The organism is Arthrobacter sp. 10L424 (genome assembly GCF_056395325.1).
Window position 1 is genome coordinate 645,240 of record NZ_JBFTJH010000003.1, and the last position, 16,651, is coordinate 661,890.

Consider the following 16,651-nt stretch of genomic DNA (forward strand, 5'->3'; position numbering starts at 1 on the left):
GTTCCTCGGGTCGTCAGGGCATGGCAGCGACGGCGTCGATTTCTACGAGGAAGTCACCCAAGAACGAACCCACGGTGGTTCGTGCCGGGTAGGGGGCTTCCACGAACTCTTCGTAGCTGGCGTTGAACCCTGCGAAGTCCCGGCCGGGGTGATGCAGGTGCACCGTGGCTTTGACGACGTGGGAGAAGTCCAGTCCGTGCGCGGCCAGGACGGCTGCCAGATTTTTCATCGTCTGGACTGTCTGCTCCTCGATGGTGGTCCCGACAGTGTGGCCGGTGACGGGGTCGTGGGGTGTCTGGCCCGCTGTAAAGAGGAATCCGTTGGCGGCGATGCCCTGGGAGTAGGGGCCGGCCGGGCTGGGGGCGAGGTCTGTGGTTACCTGCTGTCGAGCCATTGGGCTTGTTCCTTTCTGGTGGCAGGCGATGCCGCCTGCCTGTTTGATGATCTTCTAGAGGACCTTTGAAAGAAAGGCCTGGGTGCGTTCGTGCCGCGGTGAACCGAGGACGTCCGCGGGGGCTCCACTTTCGACAACCACGCCCTGGTCCATAAAAACGACCTGGTCGCTGACCTGGCGGGCGAAGCCGAGTTCGTGGGTGACCACCACCATCGTCATCCCGGCCTCGGCCAGGGATTTCATGACGTCGAGGACCTCGCCGACGAGCTCCGGATCGAGCGCGGACGTGGGTTCGTCGAAGAGCATGAGCTTAGGTTTCATGGCCAGCGCCCGTGCGATCGCGATCCGCTGTTGCTGCCCGCCGGAGAGTTCCCGGGGGTAGGAGTGTCCCCGATTGCCAAGTCCGACGCGGTCCAAAAGCGTCTGCGCCTCTGCGGTGACTTCGTTCCGGGGCCGGCCGAGCACGTGGACGGGTGCTTCCACGATGTTCTCCAGCACGGTCATGTGGGGAAAGAGGTTGAAACGCTGGAAGACCATCCCCGCCGTCAGCCGGGAACGCGCTGTCTGCCGTTCCCTCATTTCGTAGAGCCGTCCGTTGCGCTCCGAATAGCCGACGAGGTGTTCGTCCACGTACAGGCGTCCGGCGTCGACCTTCTCCAGGTGGTTGATGCACCGCAGAAAGGTCGTCTTCCCGGAACCGGACGGGCCGATCAGGCAGGTCACCGACCCCCGTTCGATCCTCAGATCTATGCCCTTGAGGATTTCCGTCGAGCCGAAGCTCTTGCGGACTCCCTGGGCCTCCACCATCGCGGTGTTCATCATGCTGTCCTTGTCTTTGGCTGGGACTTTCGCTGGTTTTTCGCACGGCGGGCCGGTCGCGGCGCAACGTCGAAGCCGCGGCCGTAGCGTCGTTCGAGTTTGGTTTGGAAGAAGCTCAGGATGGTTGTCATCAGCAGGTACCAGAGGCTGGCGACGATGAGCAGCGGGATCGTCTGGTAGTTGTTGGCGTAGATGATCTGGGCCGAATAGAGCAGATCCGAGATCGCGAGGACGCTGACCAGGGACGTGCCCTTGAGCATGGAAATGACCTGGTTGCCGGTCGGCGGCAGGACCACCCGCATGGCCTGCGGAAGGATGACCCGGCGCATGAGCTTGCCGCTGTTCATCCCCAGAGCCCGGCCCGCGTCGTACTGGCCCTTGTCCACGGATCCGATGCCGCCCCGGATGATCTCGGCCATGTAGGCGGCCTCGTTAAGGGACAGTCCCAGCAGCGCTGCAGCAAGCGGGGAGATCAGGACGTTGGCCGATCCGAGGACCAAAGAAGGACCGCCAAAGGGAAGACCGAAAGCAATCACCGGGTACAGGGCCGCAATGTTGTACCAGAAGATCAGCTGCACCAGCAGGGGTGTGCCGCGGAAGAACCAGATATAGCCCCGGCTGATAGTGCTCAGGATCGGGTTTGCCGAAAGCCGCATCACCGCCAGGACCGTGCCCAGCGCGATACCGACGGCCATCGACACCACGGTAAGAAGGACGGTCAGCCCGGCCCCGGCGATGATCTGCGGGGCGAAAAGATAGGAGACGACGACGTCCCAGTGGTACCGCTGGTTCACGGCCACGTCCCAGGCGGCGCCAACCGCGAGCAAGATCAGGACAACGGCGATCGCCAGCCTGGCCGGGTGCCTGAGCGGCACCACCGGGATGGATTCGCCCGGCGCAGCCGACGTGTTCAAGCGTGTGTCGGGGAGCGAGTGTTGTTGCTGCATCGTTGCCACCTCCTATTGGGCGAAATTGACGCGGGCGTCGGTGATGGCGCTGGATTCGAGGCCGTACTTGCCCAGCACCTTGAGGTAGGAGTCACTCTTGATGACGCCGGAGAGCGCAGCGGAGACGGATTTCACCAGCCCGGAGTCTTTGGGCATACCAACGCCGACCGGCGTGAAGTCATACTTTGAAGCGATCTCGATCTGGAGGTTCTGCGTGGCCGCGAAGTTCAGGATCGGCGAATCCGCCAGCACTGCGTCCAGCCGCCCGCTGGTGAGGGCGGAGATTGCCTGTCGGGTGTCCTGGAACTCGCTTCTCTGGATGGTGTCCTTGCCGGCCGCAGTGCATGCCTCGTCGTACTCGGGGACGTTCACCGTGAGCTGGTAGGACCCGGTCAGGAGGCCCAACTTCCTGCCGCACAGGGCGTGTTGGTCGGCGATCCCCTGCGGGTTCCCTTTGGCCACCGCAATGGAATTGCCCATCTGCATGTAGTCCACGAAATCCAGGACCTCCATGCGCTTTTTCGTCGGGGTCATCGAGGAAACAGTCATGTCGTACCGGCCCGCGGCGATCCCCGGGATGATGGAGTCGAAATTGGCCACCTGGATCTCCACCTTCACGCCCAAGGCCTCGCCGAGCAGCCGGGCAATATCGGGGTTGGTCCCCGTCATATCCTGGGTTCCTTCACGATAGAACTGCGTCGGCGGCTCGTTGGTGGGAATCGCAACGCGCAGGACCTTTGTTGACCTGATCGGTTCCGGGAGCAATTGTGCTGCGGCATCGTTGACCGCGAGGGCGGGGACCCCGGTGCCGTTCCCGGCGGAGTCTCCCGACGGCGTCGACGGTGCGGAGGCCGTGCTTGGCGCGCAGGCGGTGGCCGCGAGCAGGAGTGCGGCCGTGGCCATGACGGCGGGGACGCCGCGTCGACTGCGCTTCATGGAAGCTGCTTGGGCGATTTTCATCAGGGAGTCCTCAGATCGGAGTAGGCCAGCTGGGCGGGAAATTGGGCAGAGGGGATTTCGGTGGGAAGCGTGCGGGTAAAGACTTCGTTGCGGTGCCGGATCAGCTCACGGCCCTCACCACGCAGTTCCTCGACCGTGGTTACCCCGAGGAGCATCATGGTGCGTGTCATATCCGCAGCGAACATTTTCAGGACGTGGGCGACGCCGGCCTGGCTCGCGGCCGCCAGACCGTAGAGGTACGGCCGGCCGATGGAACAGGCATCGGCGCCGAGGGCGAGAGCCTTGACAATGTCGGATCCCCGGCGGATGCCGCCGTCGACGATAATTTCGATCCGGCCGGCTGTCTTGTCCACAATGTCGGGGAGCACATCCAGGGGTGAGGCCATGTGGTCCAGCTGGCGGCCGCCGTGGTTGCTGACCTGGATGGCATCGATGCCGATATCGGCCGCAGTGACGGCGTCGCGGGGGTTGACGATTCCCTTCAGGATGATGGGACCGTTCCACCGTGCCCTGAGGTCCTTGATGTCGTCCCAGTCCGTCGGTTCGTACGAGCCCGCCAGCAGCGTCCGCCACATGTCAGGAGTACTGGAGAGCGGGCCGTCGGGAATCTCGGCGTCCAGGTTCGGGAAGGCGATCGCATCGTTGGCAAGGAACCCCAGCGCCCACCGGGGGTGGAGTGCCCCTTCGATAACGGTCCTGGGCTTGATCGACGGCGGCGCGGTGAATCCGTTGCGATAGTCGCGTTCCCTGTGGCCGATGGCCCGGCAGTCGACGTTGACCAGGAGGGCCTCGTAACCGGCATTCGAGATCCGGTCCAGGACAGCCTGCAGGAGGACCTTGTCGGCAATGGGCTCGAGGTTGAACCACCGCCGAAGCCCTGGCGCCGCGGCGCTGACGGCCTCCATGGTGGTGGTACTCAGATGTGCCAGCCCGTACGGGATGCCAGCTTCGAGCGCGGCCCGGGCGACGGCGGTCTCGCCGTCGGGGTGAAAGAGCCTTGTGCCACCCGTGGGGGAAAGCGTCAGTGGCATTGCGACCGGGCCGCCCAGGAGCGTTGAGCTGAGGCTATGGTTCGCCACCGACCCCCACCTGGGAAGGAACGTCCAGTCGTCGAACGATGACCGGTTGCGTCGCAGGGAAACCTCGTCCTCCCCTCCGCCCTCGATGTATTCGAAGACGCTTTCGGGCAGGCGTTTCGCGGCCAGTAGCCGCATGTCCTCGACGCTGTGGCAGCGCCGGGACAAACGCTCGGAGGCGGACCGGGCCGGTCCCTGCCCTGCGGTCAGTGCCTTGATATCTTTGAATTTCATTCGCCGTATCCTCTGGTTCTTGCTGGAACGCCTGTCGATTCCTTCCCCAATGGTGACGTAGATCTCTCATCGTCTATATGTGAATTTCACCAAAAGAGTGACAGTGAGCTTGTGATAACTTCCATGTATGGATATCCAGAATCAAAGCTTGGGAGAGGCCGATCTACAGCGGGCCGTCGTACGGCTCTCGGACTGCCTCGAGCTGATGCAAGCCGATCTGGTGCAGGCAAATTCCACGCCGGAGAACCTCGCCCACCCCGTCTCTGACGTCCTCATGTACGACCCGCTGGACGAGTGGACCAGTGCCGATGACCGCATCATCCTGGCGGTGGGCCTGACCTGCGGTTCCGCAGATTTTGACCAGTTGCTCCACCGGGCCTCGAACAGCAACGCGGCGGCAGTCATAGTCAAGGCCCACGGGGCGTCCCTGGAGCAGCTCCGATCCGCCGCCGTCCGCCACAGCCTGGCAGTCCTGGTGGCACCGGACAGCATGGATTGGACGCGCCTGGTCGCACTGGCCAGGGCCTCCGTAACGGGGGCGGCCGCAGATTCGGTTTCAGGGGTCCGGCTCGGTGACCTCTACGCCTTCGCGAACGCTGCGGCGTCCATCACCAGCGGCGCCACGAGCATCGTCGATCCGCTGGGTCGGGTGCTCGGATACTCCACGCTGCCGGGCCAGCCCGTCGATGAACTGCGCCGCGTCACGACGCTCTCCCTGCAAGAGATCAAGCCGCCCGCCTTCGATACGGATTTCAAAATCGTCTACGGATCCGCGAGCGCGGTCCTCATCCCCGCGGCAGGCGAGGAGATGGCACGGCTGGCCCTCGCGGTCAGAGCCGGCGGCGAACTGCTCGGCTCGATCTGGGTCATTGACCCGGGCGAAGAAAAGCGTGGGGCCGCACTGGAAGCACTCGACCGGATGGCTCCCCTGGCCGGGCTCCACATGCTCCATGCCCGCTCGGCGTCCGACTTCGGCGAACGCCGGAACGGGGACTTGATCCGCACGCTCATGGACGACACCGCCCATGCCTCATTTGCCGCGGCCCAGCTGGGACTCGATGCAGCCCATGGGCTCGCCGTCGCGGCGTTTTCGATCGTCCGCCCCGAAACCGGGAGTCTTGAAACCGTGCGGGAAATCCGACGGCTGCTTCATCTGGTGACGACAGTCTGCAACATCCAGTTCAACACCGGCCACAGTGCCCTCATCGGCTCGGTCGTCTACGCCCTGCTGCCCTGCGAAGGATCCAGTCCCCGGGCCGTGCATCGGCGCGTAGTCCAGGAGATCGGCGCGTACGCCCACACGATCAGCTCCTACCCGCTCATCGCCGCCGTTGGCGGTATCGCCCTTGGCGTTGAGGACCTGCCACGGTCCAGATCTGAAGCGCTGGATACATTGCACTATCTGCTCCGGCACCCAGCCAGACCGGGTTCCGGCGGCGGGCAATCAGCCGCGTCCGCGGTGCTCTTCGAGGACTACCGGGTCCCGCTGAATCTCCTGAAGATCGGGGAGTTCATCGCCGACGCCGGGCTCTCCGACGTCGACGACATCACCAGAATCCAGGCCCACGACGCCGAACAGCAGACCGACTATCTGGAAACCCTGCGGGCGTACCTGGAATCGAACGGGAGTATCTCCGCGATGGCGGAGCGGCTCCACGTGCACAACAACACCGTCCGCTACCGCGTCGGACGCCTTGCCAAGGATTTTGAGATCGATCTGGACGACTCGCAGAGACGGCTCTGGCTCTGGCTGCGCCTGACAACCATGGACCTCACAGCCTAGCGACCCGGGCCGAGTATCTCGCCGGTTCCCGCTACGCGGACATCCTGCCCGACTCCGGGAGGCTCCCGATGATCGTGAAGATCAGGGCCATATAGAAGATGAAGAAGACCACCCACAGGACGAACAAGCCAATCCCCACCCAACCCAGCACCCGCCCCTCGGGCGCAGGCACTCCGTAGGCTTCAGCCTTCTTTGACCGGATGATCGCCAACGGCCCGAACAGGACCCCCAGGCTGAAGATCGACAGGATGCCAAACACTGTGGCCAGCCGGGCGTGCCGCATGCCCTCCATGTACCAGCGCAGCTGACCCATGGTCACTGGTTGCTGGTCCTGGTTCCGATAAGCGTATTGCGGTCCGTACTGGCTGGTCGACATTGGTCCCCCTGGTATTCCGTGCTGCTGGCGATGGTTGCGGTCACAGCATATGGCGTTGGGGGCGGAAGATTCCGCAGCCACTCAGGCGCTTCCTGACTCGGTCCGGCGTTTGAGGTTCGCAAACTGCCGGGTCTGCATGACCCAGTGCGAGGGCTCCAGCAACGCAATACTCAGAACAGGCTGCAGCCATTTCGGCCGGAATGACCAGTACCCGCTGACGACCAACCGGGTGCGTACGCCTGCCGCGTCCTTCAGCTCGAATCCCCACAGCGAGTCGGTGAAATAACGAGGCCGCTCCCCCACGGGATCGAACGGGCGGCCCCGCAGATCAAGCGACATGCGCAGGCCCAGGAACCGCTCCGGATCCAGTGCCGCGACCTCCCACCACTGGCTTCCGTCCGGCGTGCCCGCCAAATGGTCGCCAACAGCGAGGTCCTGCCACTCGGGGCGAATAGACCTAGTGCTGCTGCGCCCGAAGTTATCCAGCCGGTCCCAGCTGTACCACCCGCCCCGGTCGGTCCCCATCTGCACCAGCCAGGGCCACACGCGCGAGCGGGGCGCATCAATCGTCACCGCCATGGTGGCGCTCCGGGTACCGCCCGGGATAAGCCCGTCCCCCGGATAGGGCCCGGCGGCTTCGCCTGCGGTGGCGCCGGCACGCAGCAGGCGAGGCCGCACAAAGGCCACGTAGGCGGTCACCAAACCAACCGCCCCAGCAGCCGCTCCGGCCCGTGCGGACCGTTTCGCCGCGCGGAGCGTCATCGTTCCTCCCCTTCGCCCGGATACTTCATGAAGCACTATCGGTCTATCAGCTGCGCCATGCCCGCGGAAGAGTCCTCGGCCGCAGGCAACGTCCCTGACCGGGTCCAAGCTGGCGTTGCGGGCAGAACTTCCGCCCCGACTGTAATGCCGGGCCATGCCCGGGAAACCTAGTCAGTGAGCGGGACGACCAGCCCGCCGTCAAAGAACATGGGGGTTACACAATGAAATCCAAGCGCACCGCCTTCGCCGCAACCGTCACCATGGCGGGGTTTGCCGTCAGCCTGGCCCTTGCCGGCTGCGCGCCGCAGACAGGCACTCCTGCCGCCGCCTCGAACCCTGCCGTGAGTAGCACGGCCGACCGCACGGCAACGCTGACCGTCGCATCGACGTCCACCGCGGCGCCGGAGGCCCCCGCCACCGGTGCGGTGCCGGCGTCGAAGGTTCCCGCCTCACCGCAGAAGCATGTGACTCCCGGGCTGAAGACCTTCACCTTCCCCGACGGGCACATCTCGTTCGCCTATCCGGAGAAGTGGACGGTGCGGACGGTACAGCCGCCGGCCGGCCTCCCTCCAGCCGGGCTTCCCGGCGTTGAAGCGATCGTCGCTGACGCCGCGGGAAACGAACTCCTGACCCTGGCCAACGGCGTCACCGCCGGGTGCGCGGGCGGCCCCGTGTCGCGCCAGGTCTTGGACCAGGCGTCGGTTCCGGGAATGAAGGCCCCGAACGGCACGGAACCCAGCTTCGGATTCGTTGCGGAAAACTATGCGAACGGCGAGGCGTATTTCATGGGACTCACCGATCCCCGGTCGCTGAAGGAAGGAGAGGGCGTCTCGTCCTGGTGCAACCTGATCCCCACGGCGAACGGCGGCCTTTTCACCCGCGTTCATTTCAACGACCCCGGCTTCCCGAACCACGGCGCGGCCAAAGCATGGATGGCGACCGATCAGTACGCCCAGATCAAGGCCCTGCTGCTGAGCCTGAAATACGCCTGAGCCTGGCTGGACAACCCGCGGCGGATGCGAAACGCCCTGAACCCAACCGGGTGCAGGGCTTTCGCGTTTGCGCTGCCGGGTGACTCGCTGCCCGCCGCCGCAGCTTACGTCAGCGTCCAGGAACGCTTCGACAGGCCGAACCAGAACCCGTCAATCGCGGTTTTGGCGTGCAGGTCGCCGGACTCGTAAGCCGCACCGAGCGCGACATACAGCGGGGCCCAGTGTTCGCTGCGGGGGTGGGCCTCGCGGGCCGCCGGGGCCTTATGCAGGAAGTCCAGGATCGAGTCGACGTCGCCGCGCGCCATCGCCTCCTCGGCCCATTGATCGAACTCACGGGAGACCGACGGCGGCGTGCTGTCGGGTCCGCCGGCTGGGTTAAACCAGCGCAGATTGTGCGTGGTGAACCCCGACCCGACGATCAGCGTGCCGCGGTCGCGCAGCGGCGCCAGCGACTTGCCCAGATCGAACAGACCCTGCGGATCAAGGGTGGGCATGGACATTTGCACCACCGGTACATCCGCGTCCGGGAACATCTCCTTGAGCGGGACGTAGGCGCCGTGGTCCAGGCCGCGGTACTCGTCGCGCTCAACGTGGTGGCCGTGGCCGGCCACGAGCTTCTCCACCTCGGCGGCCAGCCCGGGGGCCTGCGGGGCGTCGTAGGTGACGTCGTAGTACTTCTGGGGGAAGCCGCCGAAGTCGTGGACCAGTCCCGGGTTGCGTCCGGTGGCGCTGAGCGTGACCGGGGCGTTTTCCCAGTGGGCGGACACCATCAGGATGTCTTTGGGCTTGTCGAAGGTGCCGGACCATTCGTTGAGTTCGCGGGTCCAGGTGGCGTCGTCGGCCAACGGCGGCGCACCATGGCTGAGGAAGAGAACCGGAGGGCGTTCGAGCGTCGATGTCATGACCTCATCGTACTCCGTTTTACTTGAAGGTTCAAGTGTCTAGAACCTCGGCTGCGTCCTAAGGACGTGTACGGCCCCGGTAGAGGCGCCGGTAACTGGACGGTGTCGTGTTGAGTTCACGCATGAAGTGCAGCCTGAAGTTAGCCGTTGTTCCCAGCCCACTCCTGGCTGCGACCGCTTCCATGGTCAGATCGGTCGTTTCCAGCAGCCGGCACGCCTCGGCGATCCGCTGGCCGGTAAGCCAGCGCAGCGGCGTCGTCCCGGCTTCGGCGAGGAATCTTCGGGCGAACGTGCTCGGCGCCCATCCGGCGTGGGCGGCCATGTCCCCCACAGAAAGCGGCTCCGCAAGATGCTGCCGGGCCCAGGTGCATGTTGAGCCGAATTGGGCCAGCGGCACAGCAACCGGACGTTCAATAAACTGGGCCTGGCCGCCCTCGCGATGGGGCGCAACCACCATGCGCCGGGCGATGCGGTTGGCAGCTTCTGTTCCATAGTCTTTGCGGACCAGGTGAAGGCACAGGTCGATGCCGGCGGCCACGCCGGCGCTGGTGCTGATGGCGCCGTCGTCGACGTAGAGGACTTCCGGATCAACGGTCACCGCAGGGTGCAGGGTCTGGAGCTGCTGCGCATTCCTCCAGTGGGTGGTTGCCCGTTTACCATCCAGGAGCCCCGCAGCTGCCAGGGCAAAAGCACCTGTGCACACCGAGACCACCCTGGCCCCGCCGGCGGCCGCCCGACGAAGCGCGTCGCACACAAGTTCAGGAGGGTCGCTGAGGGGTTCGAACCCCGGCACCACGATCGTGTCGGCAGTAGCCAATGCGTCGAGTCCCTCTTGCGCGTAGATGGAGAATCCCGATGTCGTGGCAATCATGCCGGGCTCTGCCGCGCAGATCCGGAACGAATAGCGTTTCCGTTCGTCCTGGTGGCCGAAGACCTGCGCAGGAATGGCGAGGTCGAAGGCAACGACCCCGGGCAGCGCCAGCGCAACGACATGATGCATGCAGATACTGTACCCACGTGGCCGGCTCCGGCAGCTCCGAAAGCAGGATTCTTTTCAACGTAGGCGTTTTTACCACTCTCACGGTCGGGCCAAAGCTGCCAGCGTTGACCTATGAACAAATATTCAAAGGCACTGCACCGGCTGGGGCGCGCCGCCTTGGCCGTCTCGCTCGCGGGCGCGACCCTCGCCTCCGTCCTGCTGGCCGGCACCGCGGTGATCAGGCACGACAACGGTCTGGACGCTCCGGCGGCCGGTCCCGTCGAGGCTGCTGCCAGCGTCCTACACCCGGCCGCCGGGACGATCCACGTTGCCTTCGTTTTGGGTCGAAGCGGGACCGAGGCGGCCGATGTGCTGGCCCCGTATGAGGTTTTCGCCCGGTCACCCAAATTCACTGTATCGACAGTTGCCGAAACCAGGCTGCCCGTCCAGCTGGTGGGAGGTCCCGCCGTCATGCCCGCCAGCACCTTCTCCGAGGTGGACAGCGGTGCGGCGTCCGCGCCGGACCTCCTGGTGGTGCCCGCCGTCGAGAACCCGTCCGGGGACAGCGAAGCCGCTACAAGATCCTGGATCGCTCAGCAATCTGCCCGGGGCATCAATATCCTGGGGATCTGCGCCGGGTCAGTGCTGCTCGCCGAGACCGGGGTGCTCGACGGGCACCGCGCCACCTCGCACTGGTCACGGATCGGTTCCCTGAAAAAGAGTCGGCCGGGCGTGCAGTGGGTGGGCGGCCAGCGCTTCGTCCAGGACGGCCGAATTACGACGACGGCTGGCGTGACTTCCGGCATCCCCGGGGCACTGCAGCTGATCCACGACCTCGCCGGGCCGGCGGAAGCTGCGCGGGTCGGCGCGGAGGTCGGTTATCCGGGCTGGTCACCGTCGGGCAGCACGGCCATCCCCGAACAGGCTTTCAGCGCCAGCGACGCGCCCGTCGCGCTCAACGCCGCCCTCCCCTGGTTCCGGCCCACCGTCGGCATCGGCCTGACCGACGGAATCGGCGAGATCGACGCCGTCGCGCCCTTCGAGGTGTACGCCGTCTCCGGTGCCGCGCGAACGGTCGCTGTTGCCGCCACACGGTCCATCACCACCAAACACGGCATGGTCCTGCTCACGACGCTTCCGTCCACTGACGGGCCGGCGATGGACCGGTTGATCCTGCCAGGCACCGCCGCCGACGACGCGCGGCTCACCGCCTGGGCAGCGAAATGGTCCCTCGGCACAACCGCCCTGCCGCAAAGTTCGCGCCAGGGCACGGCCTTCGATGCGGCCCTCGAAGAGTTGTCCCGGCATGCGGGCAGCGCTGCGGCTGCTTCGACGGCCAAATTTATTGACTACCCCACGGCCGGGCTCCGGCTGCACACCGACGCGACGGACACCCGCTCCCTGTGGTTGTGCGCTCTGGCGGTGGTGGCCGCGGTCGGCATCGGCGCGCTCCCCGGACTGATCCGCTCCGCCGGGCGCAAAACGGCGACCACAAAAACACCCGCACCCCACCGTACGTTCAGCCCTGAAAGTGGAATGTCATGACCATCACCGCCCCTGCCTCCTCCCCCAGCCGAAAATCACGCAGAATCCGGAACCTCTGTGTCGTCCTGGCCACCCTGGCCGGGCTGGTTGCCGCGTCCACCACGGCCAACCTGGTGATCGAACACGCCGAGCGTTCCTCGACCGCACCCTACGGGGAAAGGGTGCAGGTCAGCCACGGAGCGCTGAACGTTTACCGCACCGCCGTCGGCCGCGGACCCGGCGAACCGGGCGCGGGAACCTCCGGCACCGGCAAAACCATCGTGCTGTTGAGCGGGCTGGGCACTGCGGCACCGGCCCTCGACTTCGCGCCGCTTATCCGGGAGCTGGGCGGTTACGACGTGGTGGTCGTCGAGGGATTCGGCTACGGGTACAGCGACCTGTCCCCCAGGGAACGGACTGTCGAGAACATCACCTCAGAACTGCATGAAGCCCTGTCGAAAGTGCACGTCGGCGGACCGTACATCCTCGCAGGTCATTCCATCGCTGGTTTCTACACCCTCTTCTACGCCAACAAGTACCGGACGGAAGTGTCGGCCGTCGTCGGCATAGATCCCACAGTCCCCGCTGTCGGTGCCGGTCATGCGGACGCCGGGGCCGCTCCGGACGGCGTCAACTGGGGCCGCCTGCTCTCCACCACGGGAATCGTCCGTTGGGCCAGCACCCTTGCCCCCGCGCTGGTCGAACCGGACGGCGACGCATACTCGGCGGCCGAACGTGAGCAGATGCGCCGGATGACCAGCTGGAACTACGGCAATCCCGCCGTCGCCGACGAGACAAACCGGATCGCGGAGAATGCCCACAAGGTGCAGGGACTCCGCTACCCGGACGATCTGCCCGTCCTGACATTCCTGGCCGGCGACAAGGAATCCCCGCCGAACCTCGCTGTGCACGAGGAGCGCCTACAGAACGTCAGGCAGCATGCGGTGGTTGTGCTCCCGGGCGGACACTACCTCCACTGGACGCAGGCACCGGCCATGGCGCAGCAAATCACGGCCTTCCTCAGCCAGGTTCCCGGGTGATGGAAGCCGGTGCCGCGGGCGGACCGCCTGCGGCACGGCCCCAAAGGTAACGACGCCGGCTGGGCCAGCCTGCGGGTTCCTGCAAAGCCCTTCCCGTGTCACCTCGACCGGAGACAGGCCGAGGGACGACGTCCGTCGAGTGTCTGAGGTGACCGGTAACCTCGTCATCATGACTGAAAGCCCGCAACTGGTGAACCGAGCACGCGATTGGATCGCAAAAGCCCGTTCATTTCACTTCCAACAGCGCAGCAGACACCGCAAGGTCAGACGCCTTGGAAAGACCCGCCTGACCTTCACCACAGGCCAGGGCATAACCAACCTGAGCGCCTTTTTTGTTGCCGGGTCGACAGGCTCAGCAGACCTGCCGGATTGGGCTGTCTTGGGTGTTTTGCTCGGGGGCTTCCTGGGCGGCAAGTACCTCTTCCCCGTCCCGGACAGCAGCATCGCCAGCCGGAGGGGCCCTGCCGATGTGGTCAGTCGAAGCGCTACGGAGCTCGACAGCATGACCCCGGAGGAAGTCCGGGTCTACGAGAACAACATGGTTCTCAAGCACCGGCTCAAGGGCTCCGGAGGGCTGGGGACCGAACAAGCACTTCAGCGTCAACAAGAGGCCGCCCGGAAATCCGAGGAGGCCGCTGGCGTGACCCCCGGAAGCCTGAGCGGCGTATCGTTGATTGACGCTCAGGCCTTCAGCTCAATTGCCGCCCGGCACAAACTTCTCGACAGCCGGTGGCTGGCCTACGAGGTGGACCCGAAATTGCAGTTCGATTTTCCGGCGATGTCCGATACTGCTTTCCCCGCCACCGCGGCCATGATCAGGGCGAGGCGGAGGGCCGAACAGGCGAAGTCAGAAGGCAACACGGCGAACTACCAGTCCGCCGTGGCGGCGTTCGGCACGGCGCTGTCTGTAGCCGAAGCCGCCGCCGGAGTGCCCCAGAGGTAGGCCACCTGACTACGGAATCCCATCTAGTCGCTCACCCAGCGCTTTGAAGACAATTTCGCCGTTCGGCCGGTTCACCATCGTCAAGCAGCACGGCGACACCCATTTCCAGGCCATCGACGCCCTCGTCCGCACCCACCCGACCGAGCTCCAGCAGCACCCGATCGCGTATCTGGCCCACGCCGCCTGATTCGCGCGGCAACTGCTCCGTGAGGCGCTGCCGCTGGGACCCCCAGATTCGCGCCACGACGTCCATGTAGTCCGACTGGCAGCGGTGTGCTTTGTCAGTGATTCTGGCCCCGGCAGCTTCGTCGGGAGCGGTAACGGCGAACCCGAAACCCAGGTGGCTGTCGTCCACCTGGGTCACCGGGTCAGGGACGGCGCCGCTTGCCGCCACGCAGCGGTGGGCCTCGGATACCGCCGCCCTATACTCCTGCTCCGAGACGCGGAGGTCGGCAAGCGGTTCTTGCTGGTACGGGCTGGTGGCGGACCGCAGCTGCACCTTCTGATCCTCCGAAAAGTTCTCCGCGCATCCTGTCATCACCAGCAGAAACGCTGCCACGGCGAACAGGCCCCCGACTCCTCACATGACTCAGGATCCTACGCTTGTCCTCGCGGAGCGGCGGGGCTGGGCAGGGCGGTGTTTAATAGCCTAGCTTTTGCGAGACCCGCCGCTCGTGGGGGTGGATCACGTTCACCACCAGGCCCGACCGGAGCGGATGGCTTGCCAACCGGTGGGCTGAACGTAGACTCAGCCCATGGCTGGTCCTGGGGGAACGAGAATAGTCCGCGGTGTTCTAGTGCTCGTTGGTGTGATAGCCGCCGTTGCCCTGGCCGGGTGCGCCTATGAGGACGAGGGCAATCCGCCGCCAACGGAAGCCAGCTCAAGTGTCCGGCCGGCGGCAATCTTGCCTTCGAAGGGGGCGGACATACTGGCGGTGGAAACGCGCAACTATGCTGAGCTGGAGCAGCGTCTGGCGGGCGCGGCCAAACCGGTGCTGCTGGCCGTCTCCGGCCCGGCCGACGGAACCGGCGTGGGATTCAGCAAGTCCGCGACGGTGACAACCGCCGGCCCGCACACTGTGACGGTCGCGTGCGTGGGTGCTCCCCGAGCCCTCGTCTGGCTCTCCCAGCAAATTGTCGGAGGCATCGAACACACGGAATTTCAGCTGGATTGCAAGGGAACCCAATCGCAGGTCGTCCACCTTAATGAAGGGTCCGTAAGTGCGCATCTGATCCGACTTCACCCGGACGGCGGCGCATGGACGGGCGCGGTCGCCGGCATAGAAATCACCGTCGAATGATGGTCCTGTAGGACCCGGTTTCTTCCGGCAACATCCGCGAACTGCACCGGCGGTACCGCACCCCGCCGCCGCATCGTCCGAAGTCCCGGGTGGGTACGCCCGCCAGGCGCACAAGGACGCCCAGGACCTTGGCCCGATCATCAAGGTCCATCCGAGCCGGTTGAGGGTGCACCGCATCCCCCCGGCTCGAGCCCGGACTGGTTTACGTGACGTATGCCGGCACGCTGTACCACCCGGCCTGGCGCATACCCGGACGGGCTGGGGCTGATCGCTGAAAGCACGGTTGAGCGGCGCAAGGAATGTACCGCCTGCGAAGATCCGCTCACCGACTCACCCGGCGCCCGCGCCTCTCCTTCTTGTCGGTGGGATAAGACTCGGCCTTAGCGCGGTGACCGGACACCCGGTCGGTGGGAGGATGCGGCAAGCCCACTGCCACGCAGCCGCGTAAAATGCCCCCCGCCCACCGTTCGCTGAGCCGGCCCGACGAGAACGCCCCCGCAGTAACAGCCGCAGCGATGGAAAATGCGCCGATGAAATACGGATTCAGGTTTTGCACGAGGACGTAGCTCGAGTGGCTGCTTGGATCTGCCAAAGCTATGACACCGGCGATGACAGCCAGGCCCGCGAAACGTCCGCTGATCCGGCGTCGCCGTCGCACCGCAACGATGTTTCCTTCGACGGACCCAATCACTTAGTCGCTCCTCCAGGGCGCCGTGCCGTCCTCCAGCTCGCGGATTGCGACCCGGTCCGGCTGCGGGCCCAGCCACTGTTGGGCCCGTCCGTAACTGCGCCACATGGAAACACTAAGGAGTATCAGGGCAATGCCACCGGCACAGCCCTGGACAACGGACAAATCCAGCAGGGCGTGCGCTTCGTCGTAGCCTGGATCGTCGTAGGCGGATCCGCCCCGGGCCAACCACGCTTCGAACTCCTGCACTCCGGAGACAATGCTGGTCACCAGCAGCGCGGATAACCACAGGAGTGATGCCGCACCCGCGAGGTGGCTCCCCCGCATCATTCGCCTCTGCCGGTTCCAGGCCTTGAAGGTCTTCGGACGCAGTTCCGCCGGCATTGGCCCCAACGCTGCTGCCGAGCGTTTCCACCAGCGATGCAGCAGGACAGATGTGAGGACCAGTATTGCGGTCAGTCCACCAAGAGCAATGGCTAGGAGGTCCTTCGAGCCCTGCAAATACCCGTAGGCCGGATGGCCGAAGGCGACGTCGCCCCGTAGGAGCGGCCCGCAGACGTTCAGGAGCCAGAAGCTGACCAGGAAGAGCCCAGCAGCCAACGGCAGTTGGACGACAATGACGGTGATCACATAGGCCACGTTCATCCGCCGGCAGCGCCGGGACCACTCCGTTGTGCGTTCGGCTGTCTCTGCGTGCTGCAGATCTGTCATTGAGGTCCCCCCACCCAAATGGCTACTTGGCCCCAGCATAGCCGGGGAAAGGACGCCGGCCGCTCTCCCGCCGCTCGGCTGTCTACGCATGTTCCCGGGCAGAGACCCGCGCCGATCGAAGACCTGTTGATCTGCACCTGGCCTCCTTACGGTCATTGAGGCTGGATCCGGGTGGCATCCGCGCCGTCGGCGTTGATCGCAGCCCGGAGACCTCTCTGGG

Annotated in this window: 17 protein-coding genes; 7 read left to right on the forward strand and 10 right to left on the reverse strand. The window is 65.3% G+C overall.

Annotation, left to right across the window (positions count from 1 at the left end; translation table 11 throughout):
• Nucleotides 1-13: 13 nt before the first annotated feature.
• Genes AC1DC5_RS08575 through AC1DC5_RS08595 form a run of 5 tightly spaced genes read right to left on the reverse strand, consistent with a single transcriptional unit; the run spans nt 14 to nt 4,430 of the window.
• Entirely contained in the window at nt 14-394 is a 381-nt protein-coding gene (locus AC1DC5_RS08575; protein WP_476864848.1) for a RidA family protein, read from the reverse strand.
• A 54-nt stretch (nt 395-448) separates the two neighbouring features.
• Complete coding sequence (locus AC1DC5_RS08580; RefSeq protein ID WP_476864996.1) at nt 449-1,213, reverse strand: amino acid ABC transporter ATP-binding protein; 765 nt, start codon at nt 1,211-1,213, stop codon at nt 449-451.
• The gene (locus tag AC1DC5_RS08585; RefSeq protein WP_476864849.1) at nt 1,213-2,160 is read right to left on the reverse strand and encodes an amino acid ABC transporter permease; all 948 of its coding nucleotides are present in this window, start codon (nt 2,158-2,160) and stop codon (nt 1,213-1,215) included. The genes AC1DC5_RS08580 and AC1DC5_RS08585 overlap by 1 nt, the downstream gene beginning before the upstream one ends.
• Nucleotides 2,161-2,172: 12 nt before the next feature.
• Nucleotides 2,173-3,120, reverse strand: coding sequence for an ABC transporter substrate-binding protein (locus AC1DC5_RS08590; RefSeq protein ID WP_476864850.1), 948 nt, complete (start codon nt 3,118-3,120; stop codon nt 2,173-2,175).
• On the reverse strand, nt 3,120-4,430 hold the full coding sequence (locus AC1DC5_RS08595) for an alpha-hydroxy acid oxidase (RefSeq protein WP_476864851.1): 1,311 nt from the start codon (nt 4,428-4,430) through the stop codon (nt 3,120-3,122). The genes AC1DC5_RS08590 and AC1DC5_RS08595 overlap by 1 nt, the downstream gene beginning before the upstream one ends.
• Before the next feature lie 148 nt (nt 4,431-4,578).
• On the opposite strand from AC1DC5_RS08595, the gene AC1DC5_RS08600 reads away from it, so the two are divergent.
• Nucleotides 4,579-6,213 carry a PucR family transcriptional regulator gene (locus AC1DC5_RS08600; RefSeq protein WP_476864852.1) on the forward strand — a complete coding sequence of 545 codons (1,635 nt, stop codon included), beginning with the start codon at nt 4,579-4,581 and terminating at the stop codon, nt 6,211-6,213.
• Nucleotides 6,214-6,244: 31 nt separating this feature from the next.
• Here the strand turns inward: AC1DC5_RS08600 and AC1DC5_RS08605 are convergent, their stop codons facing one another.
• Both AC1DC5_RS08605 and AC1DC5_RS08610 read right to left on the reverse strand, forming a co-directional pair.
• The gene (locus tag AC1DC5_RS08605; protein WP_476864853.1) at nt 6,245-6,589 is read right to left on the reverse strand and encodes a hypothetical protein; all 345 of its coding nucleotides are present in this window, start codon (nt 6,587-6,589) and stop codon (nt 6,245-6,247) included.
• An 81-nt stretch (nt 6,590-6,670) separates the two neighbouring features.
• Nucleotides 6,671-7,288, reverse strand: coding sequence for a hypothetical protein (locus AC1DC5_RS08610; protein WP_476864854.1), 618 nt, complete (start codon nt 7,286-7,288; stop codon nt 6,671-6,673).
• A 284-nt stretch (nt 7,289-7,572) separates the two neighbouring features.
• Here AC1DC5_RS08610 and AC1DC5_RS08615 point away from each other — a divergent pair, with 284 nt between their 5' ends.
• Nucleotides 7,573-8,343 carry a hypothetical protein gene (locus AC1DC5_RS08615; RefSeq protein ID WP_476864855.1) on the forward strand — a complete coding sequence of 257 codons (771 nt, stop codon included), beginning with the start codon at nt 7,573-7,575 and terminating at the stop codon, nt 8,341-8,343.
• A 104-nt stretch (nt 8,344-8,447) separates the two neighbouring features.
• On the opposite strand, the gene AC1DC5_RS08620 is transcribed toward AC1DC5_RS08615, so the two are convergent.
• A complete protein-coding gene (locus tag AC1DC5_RS08620) occupies nt 8,448-9,245 on the reverse strand; it encodes a dioxygenase family protein (RefSeq protein ID WP_476864856.1) in 798 nt (265 codons plus the stop codon).
• 58 nt (nt 9,246-9,303) lie between these two features.
• Nucleotides 9,304-10,245, reverse strand: coding sequence for a GlxA family transcriptional regulator (locus AC1DC5_RS08625; RefSeq protein WP_476864857.1), 942 nt, complete (start codon nt 10,243-10,245; stop codon nt 9,304-9,306).
• A 111-nt stretch (nt 10,246-10,356) separates the two neighbouring features.
• Between AC1DC5_RS08625 and AC1DC5_RS08630 the strand changes: the two genes are divergently transcribed.
• The 5 genes from AC1DC5_RS08630 to AC1DC5_RS08650 all read left to right on the forward strand — a co-directional run bounded on the left by AC1DC5_RS08630 (nt 10,357) and on the right by AC1DC5_RS08650 (nt 15,032).
• Nucleotides 10,357-11,769 carry a DJ-1/PfpI family protein gene (locus AC1DC5_RS08630; RefSeq protein ID WP_476864858.1) on the forward strand — a complete coding sequence of 471 codons (1,413 nt, stop codon included), beginning with the start codon at nt 10,357-10,359 and terminating at the stop codon, nt 11,767-11,769.
• Nucleotides 11,766-12,788 carry an alpha/beta fold hydrolase gene (locus AC1DC5_RS08635; RefSeq protein ID WP_441404283.1) on the forward strand — a complete coding sequence of 341 codons (1,023 nt, stop codon included), beginning with the start codon at nt 11,766-11,768 and terminating at the stop codon, nt 12,786-12,788. Before AC1DC5_RS08630 ends, AC1DC5_RS08635 begins: the two co-directional genes overlap by 4 nt.
• 169 nt (nt 12,789-12,957) lie before the next feature.
• A complete protein-coding gene (locus AC1DC5_RS08640) occupies nt 12,958-13,731 on the forward strand; it encodes a hypothetical protein (RefSeq protein ID WP_441404284.1) in 774 nt (257 codons plus the stop codon).
• Between the two features lie 43 nt (nt 13,732-13,774).
• A complete protein-coding gene (locus AC1DC5_RS08645) occupies nt 13,775-13,918 on the forward strand; it encodes a hypothetical protein (protein WP_441404285.1) in 144 nt (47 codons plus the stop codon).
• A gap of 748 nt (nt 13,919-14,666) precedes the next feature.
• Nucleotides 14,667-15,032: a hypothetical protein gene (locus tag AC1DC5_RS08650; protein ID WP_441404287.1), complete on the forward strand. Its 366-nt coding sequence runs from the start codon at nt 14,667-14,669 to the stop codon at nt 15,030-15,032.
• A 691-nt stretch (nt 15,033-15,723) separates the two neighbouring features.
• On the opposite strand, the gene AC1DC5_RS08655 is transcribed toward AC1DC5_RS08650, so the two are convergent.
• Complete coding sequence (locus AC1DC5_RS08655; RefSeq protein ID WP_476864859.1) at nt 15,724-16,431, reverse strand: hypothetical protein; 708 nt, start codon at nt 16,429-16,431, stop codon at nt 15,724-15,726.
• Nucleotides 16,432-16,651: the final 220 nt, after the last annotated feature.